Annotated in this window: 16 protein-coding genes, 3 pseudogenes and 1 other annotated feature; of the genes and pseudogenes, 8 read left to right on the top strand and 11 right to left on the bottom strand. The window is 63.3% G+C overall.

All coding sequences use genetic code 11. The features are described from left to right. Positions 1-4: 4 nt before the first annotated feature. On the bottom strand, positions 5-796 hold the full coding sequence (locus M9945_RS08195; protein WP_367931004.1) for an ABC transporter ATP-binding protein: 792 nt from the start codon (positions 794-796) through the stop codon (positions 5-7). Between the two features lie 138 nt (positions 797-934). Here M9945_RS08195 and M9945_RS08190 point away from each other — a divergent pair, with 138 nt between their 5' ends. Both M9945_RS08190 and M9945_RS08185 read left to right on the top strand, forming a co-directional pair. Next, entirely contained in the window at positions 935-1,720 is a 786-nt protein-coding gene (locus M9945_RS08190; protein ID WP_367944106.1) for an N-formylglutamate amidohydrolase, read from the top strand. Positions 1,721-1,942: 222 nt separating this feature from the next. Further along, the gene (locus M9945_RS08185; RefSeq protein WP_367944105.1) at positions 1,943-2,440 is read left to right on the top strand and encodes a hypothetical protein; all 498 of its coding nucleotides are present in this window, start codon (positions 1,943-1,945) and stop codon (positions 2,438-2,440) included. Between the two features lie 43 nt (positions 2,441-2,483). Here the strand turns inward: M9945_RS08185 and M9945_RS08180 are convergent. Then, positions 2,484-3,173 (bottom strand): annotated as a pseudogene (locus M9945_RS08180) (ribonucleotide-diphosphate reductase subunit beta); the annotation flags it as partial. A gap of 757 nt (positions 3,174-3,930) precedes the next feature. Here M9945_RS08180 and M9945_RS08175 point away from each other — a divergent pair. Then, a complete protein-coding gene (locus M9945_RS08175) occupies positions 3,931-4,515 on the top strand; it encodes a DUF2177 family protein (RefSeq protein ID WP_367944104.1) in 585 nt (194 codons plus the stop codon). Positions 4,516-4,519: 4 nt separating this feature from the next. On the opposite strand, the gene M9945_RS08170 is transcribed toward M9945_RS08175, so the two are convergent. The 3 genes from M9945_RS08170 to M9945_RS08160 are packed head-to-tail and all read right to left on the bottom strand — an operon-like array spanning position 4,520 to position 6,435. Further along, positions 4,520-5,254 carry an SDR family oxidoreductase gene (locus M9945_RS08170; RefSeq protein ID WP_062563581.1) on the bottom strand — a complete coding sequence of 245 codons (735 nt, stop codon included), beginning with the start codon at positions 5,252-5,254 and terminating at the stop codon, positions 4,520-4,522. A 3-nt stretch (positions 5,255-5,257) separates the two neighbouring features. After that, a complete protein-coding gene (locus M9945_RS08165) occupies positions 5,258-5,890 on the bottom strand; it encodes a ChrR family anti-sigma-E factor (RefSeq protein WP_119898624.1) in 633 nt (210 codons plus the stop codon). Then, positions 5,887-6,435, bottom strand: coding sequence for a sigma-70 family RNA polymerase sigma factor (locus tag M9945_RS08160; protein ID WP_287885349.1), 549 nt, complete (start codon positions 6,433-6,435; stop codon positions 5,887-5,889). Before M9945_RS08160 ends, M9945_RS08165 begins: the two co-directional genes overlap by 4 nt. Positions 6,436-6,664: 229 nt before the next feature. Between M9945_RS08160 and M9945_RS08155 the strand changes: the two genes are divergently transcribed. From M9945_RS08155 to M9945_RS08135, 5 genes are read left to right on the top strand one after another with little or no spacing between them, the layout of a single operon-like run. Then, a complete protein-coding gene (locus M9945_RS08155; RefSeq protein ID WP_367944103.1) occupies positions 6,665-7,948 on the top strand; it encodes an NAD(P)/FAD-dependent oxidoreductase in 1,284 nt (427 codons plus the stop codon). Next, complete coding sequence (locus M9945_RS08150) at positions 7,945-8,724, top strand: DUF1365 domain-containing protein (RefSeq protein ID WP_090617780.1); 780 nt, start codon at positions 7,945-7,947, stop codon at positions 8,722-8,724. Before M9945_RS08155 ends, M9945_RS08150 begins: the two co-directional genes overlap by 4 nt. Next, the gene (locus tag M9945_RS08145) at positions 8,721-9,887 is read left to right on the top strand and encodes a cyclopropane-fatty-acyl-phospholipid synthase family protein (RefSeq protein ID WP_062563576.1); all 1,167 of its coding nucleotides are present in this window, start codon (positions 8,721-8,723) and stop codon (positions 9,885-9,887) included. Before M9945_RS08150 ends, M9945_RS08145 begins: the two co-directional genes overlap by 4 nt. After that, a complete protein-coding gene (locus M9945_RS08140; protein WP_287885342.1) occupies positions 9,888-11,321 on the top strand; it encodes a deoxyribodipyrimidine photo-lyase in 1,434 nt (477 codons plus the stop codon). A gap of 1 nt (position 11,322) precedes the next feature. Further along, a complete protein-coding gene (locus M9945_RS08135; protein ID WP_147428079.1) occupies positions 11,323-12,033 on the top strand; it encodes a hypothetical protein in 711 nt (236 codons plus the stop codon). Between the two features lie 75 nt (positions 12,034-12,108). Here the strand turns inward: M9945_RS08135 and M9945_RS08130 are convergent, their stop codons facing one another. The 6 genes and pseudogenes from M9945_RS08130 to M9945_RS08105 all read right to left on the bottom strand — a co-directional run bounded on the left by M9945_RS08130 (position 12,109) and on the right by M9945_RS08105 (position 14,980). Continuing rightward, positions 12,109-12,594: a fasciclin domain-containing protein gene (locus tag M9945_RS08130; RefSeq protein WP_090617789.1), complete on the bottom strand. Its 486-nt coding sequence runs from the start codon at positions 12,592-12,594 to the stop codon at positions 12,109-12,111. 436 nt (positions 12,595-13,030) lie between these two features. After that, positions 13,031-13,270, bottom strand: a pseudogene (locus M9945_RS08125) (transposase); the annotation flags it as partial. After that, positions 13,247-13,349 (bottom strand) — a sequence feature (AL1L pseudoknot). Its footprint overlaps the pseudogene before it by 24 nt. Then, positions 13,284-13,630, bottom strand: a pseudogene (locus M9945_RS08120) (transposase); the annotation flags it as partial. (Overlaps the previous feature by 66 nt.) After that, positions 13,590-13,886 (bottom strand): winged helix DNA-binding protein, encoded by a 297-nt coding sequence (locus tag M9945_RS08115; RefSeq protein ID WP_367944102.1) that lies wholly within the window; start codon positions 13,884-13,886, stop codon positions 13,590-13,592. The gene M9945_RS08115 and the pseudogene M9945_RS08120, both read right to left, overlap by 41 nt. Positions 13,887-14,220: 334 nt before the next feature. Continuing rightward, entirely contained in the window at positions 14,221-14,463 is a 243-nt protein-coding gene (locus M9945_RS08110; protein WP_367944101.1) for a hypothetical protein, read from the bottom strand. Next, a complete protein-coding gene (locus M9945_RS08105; protein WP_367944100.1) occupies positions 14,456-14,980 on the bottom strand; it encodes a 3TM-type holin in 525 nt (174 codons plus the stop codon). The genes M9945_RS08110 and M9945_RS08105 overlap by 8 nt, the downstream gene beginning before the upstream one ends.

Raw genomic sequence — 14,980 nt, 5'->3', positions numbered from 1 at the left:
GGACTCAGCCATGGGCCGCCCCCTGACGCCGCGTGCCGAGATAGGCCTCGATCACGGCCGGGTCGGCCTGAACCTCTGCCGGTGTGCCCTCGCAGACGAGGCGGCCGCGATTGATGACCTGGATGCGCCGGCACAGGTCCATGACGAGGCGCATGTCGTGCTCGACGACGAGGACGCCGATGCCGAACTCGCCGTTGATGCGGCGGATCAGATCGACCAGCGCCTGCGTCTCGCTGGGGTTCAGGCCGGCCGCCGGCTCGTCGAGCAGAAGGGCCTTCGGGCCGGTCGCCAGCGCGCGGGCGATCTCGACGCGGCGCTGGTCGCCGTAGGAGAGGTCTCCCGCCCGCCGGTCGATGGCGGCCAACAGCCCGACCTCGCCGACGATGCGGGCGGCGTCCGCGGCGATGGCGGCCTCGTTGCGGCGGAAGGACGGCGACCAGGCGAGCGTCGGGAACAGCGAGGATCCCCGGCGCATGTGGCCGCCGCACATCACGTTCTCCAGCACCGACAGGTCGGCGAACAGGCGGATGTTCTGGAAGGTGCGCGCCAGACCGGCCGCGGCCAGCCGATGGGGCCTTTGCCCGGTCATGTCATGGCCGTCGACGGCGATGGAGCCGGCCGAGGGGCGCAGCACGCCGGTCAGGAGGTTGAAGGCCGTGGTCTTGCCCGCGCCGTTCGGCCCGATCAGCCCGGCGAGATCGTCTCGGCCGAGGGTCAGCGAATAGCCGTCGACGGCGACGACGCCGCCGAAGCGCATGGAAAGCCCCCTTGCCTCGATAATCGCCTGGCCCGTCATCCCCTCAATTCATGTCTCGATGTTTTCGTTGCCGCGATGATAGGGTCCTCGTCGCGGCAACGTCAACGAAAAGATACAAGTTGAATTTTTCATGCGGTTTTGTACGATTTCAGACAATTTCGCCCAGGAGGTTTCATCTTGACCCGTTCCGTTCAGGCCGCCGTCTTCCCGATCCTGGCGCAGGACGAGCCGCACCCGCTCGAGATTCACAATGCCGGGGGGCAATCGGATTTCTTCCTGATCTGCGAGCATGCCGGCCGGCTGATCCCGCGCGCCTATGGCGACATGGGGCTGTCGGACACCGACCTTCAGCGCCACATCGCCTGGGACATCGGCGCGAAGGACGTGGCGACGACGCTGTCGGCGATGCTCGACGCGCCGCTGTTCACGCAGCGCTACTCGCGCCTCGTCTGCGACTGCAACCGCCGGCCGGACGTTCAGGACTTTACCCCGGCCCGCAGCGAGGACACGGTCATCCCCGCCAATGCCGGCATCGGCGAGGCGGAACGGAAGGCGCGCGCCGAGGCGATCTTCTGGCCGTTCCACGACGCTGTCGCGGGCGCGCTCGACCAACGGGCGGCCGAGGGCCGGCGCACGCTGCTCGTCACCATCCACAGCTTCACGCCGGTGTTCCGGGGCATCAGCAGGCCGTGGGAAATCGGCGTCCTCTACAAGCGCGACACTGCGTTCGCCCCGGCGGTGGGCGAGTGGCTGAAGCGGAACACCGGCTATTGCGTCGGTATCAACGAGCCCTACAGCGTCGGCGACGAGACCGACTACGCCATCCCCGTCCACGGCGAGAAGCGCGGCCTGCCCTGCGTCGAATTCGAGGTCAGGAACGACCTGATCCGGACGCCGGAAAACGCAGCGAAGTGGGCGGGAACGATCGCCGAGGCGATCCGCGCGGTGAAGGACACGCTCTGAGGGCGCGGCCCCGCGCCACGCCGCCTTCCCTCCCCCCGGGCGCTTGACCTCGCCGCCATAAAGGGCCAAACCCTCCCCGCCCTCGACGGACGGTTCGCCGTTCGCGAGGCGCATCCCGCCGTTCGCGGCCGGGAAAAAGGCGCGAAACAATCGCGCCGTTCGCGCATTGGGTTCTTTCGAGCCCATTAACCTGTCCCGCGTAAAGGAAAGGGAGACTGATCCTTGAACGCAATACGCACCCCGGAAAAGCCCGGTTTCCTCCATCTCGTGCTGCTGGCGGCGCTGGCCGTCGCCGTCGCGCCCGGCAGCCCGCTGATGGCGCAGGGCCTCAACACCGAAGGCACCATCGACGCCATCGTCGGCTCCGACGTCAACACCAACGAGGAAGCGGTCGCCGACGACGAGGACCGCATCGTCGCCGCCATCGAGAAGACGCCGCAGAACACCGGCGAGGTGCGCCGCCGCTTCAGCATCGACCGGGTCGACATCGTCTTCCTGCCGGATTTCGGCGACGAGGAAACCGCGGTCGAGGCCAAGGCGGCCGAGTTCGAAAGCCAGATCACCGAGCTGCGCAACGAGATCCAGGGCAGCGCGATCTTCTACCACGCGCTCGACTCGCGCTCGGTGCTGCTGAACGACGTGATCGCGCTGGAATTCGGCGACGACAACGGCGTCACCATCTTCGTCGCCGGTCACGAGCCCGGCACGCAGACCGAATAAGGGCAAAGGCCGGCCGGGCAGCGACCGGCCCCTCCTCCTTCTCCTAATCCCAGCTCAGCGCGCCGCCGTTCTGGTATTCGATGACGCGGGTCTCGAAGAAGTTCTTCTCCTTCTTCAGGTCCATCGCCTCCGACATCCACGGGAACGGGTTCTCCGCCTCGGCGAAGACGGGGCTGAGGCCGAGCTGGGCGCAGCGGCGGTTGGCGATGAAGTGCATATATTCCTCGCACAACGCCGCGTTGAGGCCGAGGAAGCCACGCGGCATCGTGTCCCGGCCGTAAGACGCCTCGAGCTCCGCCGCGTCCTTCAGCATGCCGCGCACCTCGTCCTGGAAGGCGGAGGTCCACAGATGCGGGTTCTCCAGCTTGATCTGGTTGATGACGTCGATGCCGAAGTTCAGATGGATCGACTCGTCGCGCAGGATGTACTGGTACTGCTCGGCGATGCCTACCATCTTGTTGCGCCGGCCGAGCGACAGGATCTGCGCGAAGCCGGTGTAGAACCACATGCCCTCGAATACGACGTAGAAGGCGACCAGGTCGCGCAGGAAGGCCTGGTCGGTCTCGTCCGTGCCGGTCTTGAACTCGGGATCGTCGAGATGGCGGGTGTAGTCGAGCGCCCACGCCGCCTTGTCGGTGATCGACGGCACCTCGCGATACATGTTGAACAGCTCTCCCTCGTCCAGGCCGAGACTCTCGACGATGTACTGGAAGGTGTGGGTGTGGACCGCCTCTCCGATACGCAAACCGGCAAGGAACTGATCCTCGCCGGCGCGATCGAAAGGGACGCGTTGTTGTCGGCGCTGGACCTGATTTCGGCCGACGACGAATAGCCGTTGGTGCCGATTTGCCTACCGGTGGGATCGGCACTTTTCGCTCTAGCTCGTTGGTCAAGCCCGTCGGCGGTGTAACGCGGCCAGCATCCGGTTCGTCATTTCTGCCGATACCCCTAATCTCACTCGCGGAACCGGTGAGCGCAGCAATGGCCAGCCGCGATAGCAGACCTGCGAGGCTGTAGTCATTCATAAGGCTCGATTCGAGCTTTCGGCAGAAAGAGCCGTCGACGTCGCCATCACCTCGGGCTGTGCCGAAGTATGTTCCTCGAGGTTCCTTCTGTTGCTGGCAACTACAATGCCGTGGGCTGGGAACGCCTTCTAAGGCGTAGGCACCGGGCCAAACCAGATGCCTTTGTGATCACCAAGTGTCCGATACGTGCCGTCAGAGGCCATGCATGCCCACCGAAAACATGTATGTCATTTCGTATGTCACAGGACCAATGAGGTCAAATACATTAAGTAAATCAGCTTGTTAATAGAAAAACTGGCGGAGGGGATGGGCCTGATATCCAACCTTCTCCAATTGTAACGCATTGATTGTATTATATTTTTTTGAACACGATCTCAGATCGTGCTTGGAAAGCATTGGTTTGGCGCATTGTTATGCCGTCAGGTGTCAGCGGAGGTTGACGTCCACACCGTCCCTGGGGCCCGAATGCGCTCGGCGCTGTCGTCTATGATGAGGGACGATCAGTCTGCCGTTCTGCACGCAAAAATTGATCTGCTGCGAGGTTATGTGCGTAAAGCAAAGAAAATGGCCCGAATAGCAGAAGGTTCGCCCTATCTGCGGCGGCTGTACGACAACTGGCAGCTCAAGAATTTCGAGGGACTCCCCATGCTTCAAGTCGCGCTTCTCTATACTGCAACCGCCGCGGTGTTTCTCGCTCTGGATGCGATAGGGATCCGGTTTCTCATCCGGCCGGTGTTCGAGCGCAATGTCGGCCATCTTCTTGCCGATCCGCTGCGGCTTGGTCCGGCAGCGCTGTTCTATCTGGGATATATCGCCGGGCTTGTGTGGCTGGTTTCCTGGCCCGCGCTGAAGGGCAACGATCCCCTACAGGCTTTGATCGGAGGCATGGTCATCGGGCTAATGTGTTATGGTACCTATGAGATGACCAATTACGCCACGCTCGCCGACTGGTCGTGGGAGCAGGTCATCATCGATGGATTGTGGGGCATGCTCCTGACCGGATTTTCAGCCTGGATTGGCGTTCTGGCACTTTCGGGGCGATTTAACTGAACGATCAGCCCAAGCGTCGCAACAGGCGCAGCGAGAGCGCATAAGGCAAGGCCCGCACCAGCTTCATCACCCAGGTGAAGCGGCGCGGGAAATGGATCTCGAATCCCCGCCGCTGCATCCCGCGCAGCACCGCCTCTGCCGCCTGCTCGGGAGTGATGATTGCGGGCATGGCAAAGTCGTTTCTTGCTGTCAATCTGGTCTGGACGAAGCCAGGACAGACCAGCCGCACGTCCACGCGCGGTGCCAGTTCGACCGCAAGCGTTTCGGCCAGGTTGTTCACCGCAGCCTTGGTCGCTGAATAAGGCTGCCCCCCCGGCAGACCGATATAGCCCGCAACCGAGCCGAACAGCACCAACTGTCCACCGTCGCGCAGCAGCGGGGGGCATTGGCGGGCGACCTCGATCATGCCCAGGATGTTGACCCGCACCATCGCCTCGGCTTGGGCGGGGTCGATGTCGGCGACGCGACCGGGATCATAAAGCGCGGCGGTGCAGATGATCGCATCGAGCGGCGCCTCAAGCGCAAGCCGCTTCACCACCGCTGCCAGCGTTTCGGGTTGTCCCAGATCCAGCGGCAGGGCCTGCGCACCGCCGCATTCCGTGGCCAGCACCTCCAGCGCGTCACCATCGCGGGCGGAAAGGATCAGCTGCGCACCTTGCCCGGCCAGCGCCCGGGCAAGTGCAGCGCCGATCCCGGCGCTGGCACCAATGATCCAGATGCGGCGGCCTGCATGGCCCATCCTTCAAATCCGGAAGATCGGCTGCAACAGCCGCGGGATCAGCGCGCGAAAGCGCAGGGGCGCATCTGTTGCCGCCAGGCAGATGCAAGGCTCGCCTGGGCCGGCCACGGGTTGGTGGTCGATCTCGTCATGCGCCACTTCTACGTCGCCGCGATGAAATGCGCCCGCACTGTCGGAAAAGCTGCCCTGCAGCACCAGCGTCAATTCCTGCCCGCTATGCCCGTGTTCGGGCACGGCCTTGCCCGGCGGGATATACAACAACCGCAGCGAGCCTTCACGATCGGTGGTCAGGATCTGCTGGCGGATGCCACCGCCCAACATGCGCCAGTGCGGCGGCCTTCCGCCCAATTCGTGCATCACAGCCGAGGGAAACGGGCCAGAGGCGCGCGGGGGCGGTTTCGGCGCCGGTGCGTCCAGTGCCGCCATCATACGGTCGCGTGCATCGGCGCGCAGGTTTGCACCCTCTGCACCCAGCAAAAACGCGCCGCCGATCATGTCTGCCGCCTCGTGGCGGGCGCGGCATTGGTCGCAAAGTGACAGATGCGCAGCCACGACCACGCCGAAGGCATGTGGCAAGGTTCCAGCGCGATACGCGTCAAGCATGTCGTCGGGGATGTGGTGGCGGATGGCGGTCATGGTGCTATCTTCTTCAGCTCGTGCCGGAGGCGTTCAAGGCCAAGGCGGATGCGGGACTTGATGGTGCCAAGCGGCAAGCCCGTCATTTCACTGATACGGCTATGGGGAACGTCATCGAAATAGGCGGCGCGCAGCGCCTCGACCTGTTCGGGAGCGAGTCGCGCAAGTGCCTCGGCCAGGTGGCGCGCCTCCTGCTGCAGAGCGATGATCTGGTCTGCGTCGGGTTCCAGGCTCTCAAGCTCGGGCATCTCGTCGGGTTGTGCCAGCGGGCGGCGGCGCGCCATGTCGATGCGCCGGTTCCGGGCAATGCCATAGATCCAACCGGCCGCGTCGGCGCGATGCGGGTCAAACTGCCCTGCCTTGTGCCAGACCGCAAGCATCACATCCTGCACCACATCCTCGGCAGTGCCGTCGCGCAGCCCGCCGCGCAGCATCATCGCCTTGATCCTTGGGGCAAAATGGTCAAAGAGCCGTCCGAACGCCGCGCGGTCACGGCTGTCGCGGACAGCGATCAAATCTCGACTCAACTCGGAAAGATCACTCATCGGCTGCTGACTCACCACTGTGGCACCCACGGCACCGCTATCGACCAGTGGCGGTGCCATCGGACTGAGCGTTCTATAAGTGCAAGGCTCGACAGGTGCAAATGCAGTGTTCATGCCATGCAATACGGGTGACAAGGCGTAGCAGATCATTCTTACGGCAATTTTTCGGTTTGATTGATCCAAGGCCAGGTTCCACGCGTAAGCTTCTCAAAGAGTTAGTGGAGTCCAGATGCCTTTTGACATCACCAACGGCGCGCCGCAGCGAATTGCCATCGTCGGCGGGGGCATATCGGGCCTGGCTTGCGCATGGGTTCTGTCGCGCCACCATCATGTTACGTTATACGAAGAAGCGATCCGGCTTGGCGGCCACGCGCGCACGGTTCTTGCCGGCAAGCGGGGCGATCAGCCGGTCGATACCGGGTTCATCGTGTTCAACCATGTCAATTACCCGCATCTGACGGCGATGTTTCGCGACCTTGACGTGCCAATCGCCAAAAGCGACATGAGCTTTGGCGTCTCGCTGGACGCTGGCGGGGTGGAATATGCGCTGCGGTCCGGCAATGCGCTGTTCGGCCAGCGCCGCAACATCGTGGACCCGCGCTTTCACCTGATGATCCGCGACATCCTGCGCTTCAATGCCGGGGCCGAGGCCGAAGTGGCGGCAGCGCCCGAGATGACCATCGCCGCCCTGATCGCGCGGATGCGTCTGGGTGCACGATTTCGCGACCATTACCTTTATCCGTTCTGCGGGGCGATCTGGTCCACGCCCGATCACGACATCGGGGCCTTCCCGGCCCGTGCGATGGTGCGGTTCATGCGCAACCACGGGCTATTGTCGCGCGGCCAGCATCACCCGTGGTGGACGGTGGACGGCGGCTCGATCTCCTATGTCGAGCGCCTGTTGGCGGCGCTGGTGCAGGCCGGAGTCGATCTGCGCCCCGGCACTTCCGTGGGGGCGGTCACGCGCAGCGGCGAGACCGTAACCCTGCGCGCCAAAGGGGCAGAGGCCGAAAGTTTCGATCATGTCATCCTTGCAACCCATGCCGATCAGGCGCTCGCGATGCTGAGTGATGCTGACGGGACCGAACAGGCCGCCCTTTCGGCAATCCGGTTCCAGCCCAACCACGCTGTCCTTCACGCAGACCCATCCGTGATGCCGCGCCGCCGCAGATGTTGGAGTTCATGGGTCAGCCGGGGCGATACCGGGCGAGCGGGTGTGGCCGTCACCTATTGGATGAACAGGCTGCAGAATGTCCCGGACGACGATCCGCTGTTTGTCACGCTGAACGCGGGTGACGGGATCGACCCGCGTTTGATCTACGATCAGGTAACCTTCCGTCATCCGGTCTTTGATCTTACGGCGTTGGACGCACAGGCGCGGATTGCCGCGATGCAGGGCAATCGCAACACCTGGTTTGCTGGAGCATGGCTGCGCAACGGCTTTCACGAAGACGGCTTTGCCAGCGCCATGCGCATCGCGCGGCGGTTGCTGCCTGTGGCGGTGCTGCCATGACCCTCGCCGCGCGGCTTGAGGCGGGTGAGGTGCTGGCGATGCCCGCGCTGGTGACCCATGCCCGGCGCGGTGCCCTGCGCCACACATTCCGTACCCATGCCGATCATCTGCTGCTGGCGCCTGAACATTTTCACCCGCCCCGGCTGATGGGGCATAACAGGTTTGGCCTGATCGCCTTTTACGACTCCGACCACGGCGGCCCGCGTGGCGCGGGCACCGGCGCCCACTGGGCCTGGGCGCAGTTCGGCGCGGCCGGGATCGCCCGCCGTCCGGGGCTGGTGCTGGTGCTGGTGACGCAGCCACGTTTCTTGGGCTACTGGTTCAACCCAGTCAGCTTCTGGATGCTGATCCAGGGCGACGCGCTGATCGCCGCGATTGCCGAGGTCAACAACACCTTCGGCCAACGCCACAGTTATCTGCTGGCCCGCCCCGACCTTGCGCCGATTACCGCTGAAACGGAACTGACCGCGCGCAAGGTGTTTCACGTCTCGCCCTTTCAGGACGTGGCGGGGGAGTATCATTTCCGCTTTGCCCTGCACCCCGACCGCATCGCCATCCGCATCGCACAACAGGACGGCGCGGGCGGCATCGACACCGCCATGACAGGGCGCCTGGTGCCGCTGACCACCCTCGGGGTTCTTGCAACAAGTTTTCGCCGGCCGGGCGGTGCGCTGCGGGTGATTGCCCAGATCTATTGGCACGCGCTGCGCCTGAAACTCAAAGGCGCTGCCTATCGCCGCGTTCCCACCCCACCCGATCAGGAAATCAGTCGATGAGCCTTGCGACACGCTCCCTCAAGTCCCGCTTTCTTTCCGCCCTTGAAGGGATCGGCGATGGAATCCTGACCCTTACCACGCCCGAGGGCACGCGCCACCGCTTTGGCAGCGCCGGCCCCGAGGCGGACTTGCAGATCCGCGACTGGCGGCTGCTTCCGCGTCTGGCGCTGCGCGGCGATGTGGGCTTGGGCGAAGGCTGGATCGCCGGCGAGTGGCACAGCGAGACGCTGGAGGCGACGCTGTCGCTGGCCCTGCGCAACCTTGGCCTTCGGGCCGGTTGGGGAGAGCCGGGGCGGCTTCAGGCCATGCGAATGCGGCTGGTCGACCGACTGATGCGGCCAAACAGTCTGCGTGGATCGCGGCGCAATATCCGCGCGCATTACGATGTGGGGAACGAGTTCTACCAGTTGTGGCTTGATCCCGGCATGACCTATTCCTCGGCACTGTTTGGTGAAGGCGATGATCTGCCGCGCGCGCAGGCCCGCAAGAACGCGCGCATCCTGGCGCAACTGACACCGGGCGAAAGCCTGCTGGAAATCGGCTGCGGCTGGGGCGGGTTCGCCGAAGCTGCTGCGGATCACGGCCATGACGTGACCGCGATCACGCTGTCGCCCTCGCAAAAGGGCTATGCCGATGCCCGGCTGGATGGCCGCGCCGAGGTGCGGCTTCAGGATTACCGTCAGGTGACGGGCAGCTTTGACAACATCGTGTCGATCGAGATGATCGAGGCGGTGGGAGAACGCTATTGGCCGACCTATTTCGCCACCCTCAAGGCGCGGCTGGCACCGGGTGGGCGGGCGGTCTTGCAGGCGATCACCGTGCCTGATGCCGAGTTTTCGGTATATCGCCGCCGCTCGGATTTCATCCGTCAGCATGTCTTTCCCGGCGGCATGCTGCCCTGTTCTGCGATCATCATCCATGAGGCCGCAAAGGCCGGGCTGCGCGTCCAAGACAGCCACGCTTTCGGCCCGGATTATGCCCGCACCTGCCGGATCTGGTGCGAGAGGATGATGCAACAGCGCCCGCGCATCGAGCGGCTTGGCTATGGTGACGCGTTCCTGCGCGGCTGGCAGTTCTATCTGGAGGGCTGCGCCGCTGCCTTTGCCACAGGGCGCTGCGATGTGGTGCAGGTGACGCTTGACCACGCGGATGCGGCGGCTTGAATGACGGCGCCCGGCATCCTCTGGCTGACCCGTGATTTTCGTCTGCATGACAACCCCGCGCTTCAGGCCGCCATTGCCGATGGTCCACTGCTGCCGGTTTTCATCATCGACCGGCTGACCATGACGCAGGGCGCGGCCAGCCGCTGGCGGCTGATGCGCGCGCTGCAATCGCTGGATGCCACCCTTCGGCAACGCACCGGCGGCAAGGGCATCACGATCCTGCGCGGCGAGGCGGATGAGATCCTGCCACCGTTGATGAAGCGGCTGGGAGTGCGCAGGCTGCACCAGTCCGACTGGCCCACATCCGAAATGCGGACGCTGCAAGGCCGCATGCGGGCGGCCCTGCGGCCTGCGGGTGCCGAGCTGGTCCTGCATCCGGGCCATCTTCTGGTGCACCCCCGGGCGATCCGAACAGGCAATGGGGGCGCCTATCGGGTCTATTCCCCCTTTGCGCGGGCAGTGCGGCAGCTCGGCCCCGATCGGCCCGCCGCTGACGCGCCGCGGCGGATCACAGCTTGCACCGAGCCGCTTCAGGGGCTTGATCCACTGAAACTGGATCTCGCTCCGGACCTGCACCGTGGCCGCGCCGCCTTGGAGCAGTTTGCCCCGCCTGCGGGCGAAGGCGCCGCGCTTGCCCGGCTGGACGACTTTCTCGACCGAGCCTCTGCCTATCCCGGCGGGCGTGATCGCCCCGATCTCGACGCGACTTCCGGCCTCTCCGATCATCTTGCGGTGGGAGAAATCAGTCCACGCGTGGTCTGGGCCAGAGCCATGCTGAGGGCCGAGGTGTCGCCCGAACACGCAGCCGGCATCGGCAAGTTCCTGTCCGAAGTGATCTGGCGCGACTTTTCCTGGCATCTGCTGATCGAGTTCCCGCAGATGCCGGTTGCCTGCTGCCGTCCCGAATGGGAGGGCTTTCCCTGGCGCAAAGACGCCCCCGAGCTGATCGGCTGGCAGCGGGCGGAAACCGGGGTGGCGCTGGTCGATGCCGGATTGCGCCAGATGTGGTTGACGGGCCGGATGCACAACCGCGTGCGCATGGTGGTTGCAAGCTGGTTGACCAAGCATCTGCTGATCGACTGGCGCGCGGGGCTGGCGCATTTCGCCGATTGCCTGACCGATTGGGACCCGGCCGCCAATGCGATGAACTGGCAATGGGTGGCGGGCTGCGGCCCCGATGCGGCGCCCTATTTCCGCATCTTCAACCCCGAGAGGCAGGCGGAACAATACGACCCTCAGGGCGATTATCGCCGGCGCTGGCTTGCTGGATTTGACGGTGCCTCTTACCCAGAGGCTGAGGTCTGGCTGCAAAGCATTCCACCGGCGTGGAACCGCGGACCTTGGCTCCCCGGTCCCCCATCCATGCTGGCCAAGGGGCGCAATGCCGCGCTGGCGGCCTTGGCACAGTTTCGCGCCACCATATCGGAGACCTGAAATGAATGACCGCAACGCAAGGATCATCATACTGCTGTTGGCTGTGGGTTTCGCCGTTTCGCCCGTCCTGTCGAATGGCTTTGGCGGCTTTTACACGGAAAGCTTTCCCGTGCAGGTGGACCGCTGGCCCGCCCAACCCGTTGGATGGGCCTTTTCAATCTGGGGGCTGATCTATTTGGGGCTGATTCTTGCCTCGGTATGGGCTCTTTGGCGCCCTGAAACCATGCCGGGCTGGGGGCGCGCTGCCTGGCCCCTTGGCATCAGCCTGTTCATCGGCGTGTTCTGGATCGAGGCTGCCCTCCGTTCCCCATCGATCGCCACGGCGATGATCCTGGTGATGGCGGCGGCTGCGATCATGGCGATGCTGCGGGTCGGGCCCGGCTGGCGCGAATGGGCACCCATCGGGCTATACACCGGCTGGCTGACGGCTGCATCAGGGGTCGCCCTGTCGGTGGTGGCGACGGGATATGGCATATTGCCGCCGCGAACAGCAGCCATTGCGCTGATCATTTGCGTCCTGATTGCGGCTGTTGCGGTCGCCTTCGTCCGTCCGCACGTCTGGTCCTATCGCGCCGGTGTCATCTGGGCATTGTTCGGCGTCATTGTGGCCAATGCGGGCGCCGGCGACTGGCTGATCGCCATGATCTGCGGCGCGGGAATCATCATGCTCGCAATGTTCGACCGGTTCATCCCCAAATCCAGCCGCGGCTGATCGCTATAAAACGCTACCCCGGCTGATACAGCCGGGGTCTATCTGGTTTACATATGATCAACTGTGCCATTCGCCTCAGTTGGCAGGAGGCATGATCACCGCGTCGATGACATGAATCACTCCGTTCGAGGCCGCGATATCGGCCGTGGTGATGTTGGCGTCATTGACTTTCGCGCCGCCATCAAGCGTGAAGGTCACCTCGCCGCCCTGAACCGTGGCTGCCGACATCCCCTCGGTCAGATCCGAAGACATGACCGCACCCGGAACCACGTGATAGGTCAGGATCGAGACCAGTTGATCCTTGTTTTCCGGCTTCAGCAGCGTGTCCACGGTCCCTTCGGGAAGGGCCGCAAAGGCCGCGTCCGTCGGCGCGAAGACAGTGAAGGGACCTTCACCTTTCAGCGTGTCCACCAGCCCGGCCGCCTGAACCGCAGCAACCAGCGTCGTGAAATCGCCCGCGGCAACTGCCGTATCAACAATGTCCGAGGTCGCATCTTGCGCCATGGCGGCACCTGCCAGCATGGTCGTTGCCGCAGCCCCCATCAGAAACTTGCGTAGCATTCCGTTTCTCCATTGTGTCAAGTAGTGTTTCGCAGAGGACAATATCCGTACCCTCCATCGTCATTACGCAGGTCGCCCCCGGACGGATCAAACTTGCGGACAGGAAAAATTCGATTTGCGTGCGCGGATGTCCAAATCGACCAGATCATGCCGGAAGCAGCAGGTGTGTCAGACATTCCCTGGCACTAGAGCGGGATGAGGAAAAGTGTGAAGCGGTTTTCCGCCCGCATCCTGCTCTATCTCTTTGGAATCGATCGTGCTTATGAATTCAGGTCGATTCGACCTGAATTCATCGGGATCTATGGCACCATGGTGTGATTAGGCATGGAATAAGGACCCCGTTGGCGGGGTGATCGGCTTCCAAAAGGGACCCCTTCTGACCTGAGACCCGAATCTCGTCCGGCTTGAGGGAGAGTCCTTGGTTTTGTTTTAGGCCTCATGCGGCCTGTTTTTCCAGCGTGGATTTCATTGCGAACTCGGCCGGCGGCATGTTGCCGAGGGCCGAGTGTGGTCGGTGATGGTTGTAGTCCTCCTTCCATGAGGTAATGACGCTACGGGCCTCGGAGAGCGTCGAGAACAGCGTGTCATTGAGGCACTCGTCCCGGAAGCGACCGTTGAAGCTCTCGACGAAGGCGTTCTGTGTCGGCTTGCCCGGCGCGATGTAGTGCCATTCGACGCCGGTCGACCCCGTGCGCGTCGATGAAACCCACCATCACTTCGACCGGCGGTCGAGCTCCGCCATCGCAAAATACGCTGACGCCTTGCGAAGGATCTCGTTCGCCTGGCGCAGCTCGCGGTTCTCGCGTTCCAGCGCCTTCATCTTCTCGGCCATATCGGTTGGGATACCCGCGCGCTTGCCGCTGTCCACCTCGGCCTTCTTCACCCATTCGTTCAGGGTCTGCGGCGAACAGCCGATCTTCGCGGATATCGACATCACCGCCTGCCACCGCGATCCATGCTAACCCTCATTGTCGAGGACCAACCGCACCGCGCGTTCACGCACTTCCGGAGAAAACTTGTTCGTTGTCTTGCTCATGATGCTCCACCTTACTCAGGAGTTGGAGCCTCCGGCAAACCCGGCGCGGTTCATAGTGGCTTTCCCGTCCCTGGCGTTTGACAACGATCAGACGGGCAGCAACGAGTTTCTTCAGGGAATAGGCGACGAGATGCGTGTCATCGATATTCAGGACCATGCATATCTCGGCAAGGCGGCGCCCCTTGGCCCTGTGGTTGACAGCGTGAAGAGTCAGAATATCCGTTGAGCTAAGGCCTCGATTTCCAGTCGCAGCCATGCAGGTCTCTACCCATCGGTGGAAACCGAATGTGGGTTTATTAATGCAAACTCAAAATCGCTGAGATCGACCGATACAACGGGCTTCTCCGCGCCATCCGTTCTCCTGCTCACCGGTGACGATCCAATCCTGCTATTCCTGCGTGTCGGCAGCCTCTGCGTGGCCTATTGGTATTCCGTGTCAGATTTCTTGTAATCATAAAGCAGATTTTGTGCATCAAGTTCTGCAAATTGGGTGTGGTGGTGGCCAGCACCGCCACCTCTTGCGGTCTTGTCATGCTCCTGAATCTAACTGGAAGTCTTGCAGCACCGCAAGCGGGGGCATTTGACACGGATCATCCTGACGTGTGGAACCATTTGACGATCCTGGCGATGCTCTCGCCGAACATGGCGATGCCGACGGCAATGCCGAGAATGCCGACGATGAGCCATTTGACGAAGGCCGACACGGTGCTGATCGAGCGGACCAGACGAATGCCGTCGTCGAGCGTCTTCACTTCGTCAGGGCGCAGGGCAAGCAGGAAGGCTTTCGTTTCCTCGGGCAGGTCCTCGAAGCGTTTCGGCGCCTGATCAGTCATCGATGTGCCTCCGCAATCCCGATACGATGCTCTTGGCGGTGTGGCCGCCCATGTAGAGGCCGGTGAACACGCCGGTCAGCGTCATGAGGATGGTGAGATCGACGGCCTCGATTGCAGCGCCGAAGGTTGCATTGGCGAGCGGGCGCAGGATCAGCGCGTAGAGCCAGACGAAGGCGAGCAGCCACATCCAGCCGGGCCGCCAGGCCCATGTCCAGGTCGGCCCGCCCTTGTCGAGTTCGGCTTTCAGCGTCTCGTTCATCAGGCGCTGGCTTTCGACATGCTGCATGAGGATGTCGGCGGCTTTCGGCTCGGCCGCGATGATGGCGTCCTGTAGCTCGCCAGCCGGCACGTTGGGCAATCTGTCAGGCGACACGCCAGCCTTTTCGGCGATGGCGTCGATCACCTCGCCGGCCATCTCGCCGCCTGCGTCACCGAGCCTGTCGCCAAGGATCTTCTTGATGACCGGCACGGCAAGTTCACTTGCCGCCCCGAGCAGGATCGATGCGAGCGTGCTCAT

The organism is Aquamicrobium sp. (assembly GCF_023954335.1).
Lineage (GTDB): Bacteria > Pseudomonadota > Alphaproteobacteria > Rhizobiales > Rhizobiaceae > Aerobium.
Note: the sequence above shows the minus strand (reverse complement) of the source record. Positions and strands in the feature narration are given on the sequence as shown.

What these genes read in the sequence shown, in the direction of transcription:
- M9945_RS08195 (WP_367931004.1), bottom strand. Translation starts at nt 796, where the DNA reads ATGACGGGCCAGGCGATTATCGAGGCAAGGGGGCTTTCCATGCGCTTC.
- M9945_RS08170 (WP_062563581.1), bottom strand. Translation starts at nt 5,254, where the DNA reads ATGGGCCATGCAGGCCGCCGCATCTGGATCATTGGTGCCAGCGCCGGG.
- M9945_RS08105 (WP_367944100.1), bottom strand. Translation starts at nt 14,980, where the DNA reads ATGAGCACGCTCGCATCGATCCTGCTCGGGGCGGCAAGTGAACTTGCC.
- M9945_RS08175 (WP_367944104.1), top strand. Translation starts at nt 3,931, where the DNA reads ATGCGCTCGGCGCTGTCGTCTATGATGAGGGACGATCAGTCTGCCGTT.
- M9945_RS08145 (WP_062563576.1), top strand. Translation starts at nt 8,721, where the DNA reads ATGAGCCTTGCGACACGCTCCCTCAAGTCCCGCTTTCTTTCCGCCCTT.
- M9945_RS08135 (WP_147428079.1), top strand. Translation starts at nt 11,323, where the DNA reads ATGAATGACCGCAACGCAAGGATCATCATACTGCTGTTGGCTGTGGGT.
- M9945_RS08150 (WP_090617780.1), top strand. Translation starts at nt 7,945, where the DNA reads ATGACCCTCGCCGCGCGGCTTGAGGCGGGTGAGGTGCTGGCGATGCCC.
- M9945_RS08140 (WP_287885342.1), top strand. Translation starts at nt 9,888, where the DNA reads ATGACGGCGCCCGGCATCCTCTGGCTGACCCGTGATTTTCGTCTGCAT.
- M9945_RS08130 (WP_090617789.1), bottom strand. Translation starts at nt 12,594, where the DNA reads ATGCTACGCAAGTTTCTGATGGGGGCTGCGGCAACGACCATGCTGGCA.
- M9945_RS08115 (WP_367944102.1), bottom strand. Translation starts at nt 13,886, where the DNA reads ATGGCTGCGACTGGAAATCGAGGCCTTAGCTCAACGGATATTCTGACT.
- M9945_RS08160 (WP_287885349.1), bottom strand. Translation starts at nt 6,435, where the DNA reads ATGAGTGATCTTTCCGAGTTGAGTCGAGATTTGATCGCTGTCCGCGAC.
- M9945_RS08155 (WP_367944103.1), top strand. Translation starts at nt 6,665, where the DNA reads ATGCCTTTTGACATCACCAACGGCGCGCCGCAGCGAATTGCCATCGTC.
- M9945_RS08110 (WP_367944101.1), bottom strand. Translation starts at nt 14,463, where the DNA reads ATGACTGATCAGGCGCCGAAACGCTTCGAGGACCTGCCCGAGGAAACG.
- M9945_RS08165 (WP_119898624.1), bottom strand. Translation starts at nt 5,890, where the DNA reads ATGACCGCCATCCGCCACCACATCCCCGACGACATGCTTGACGCGTAT.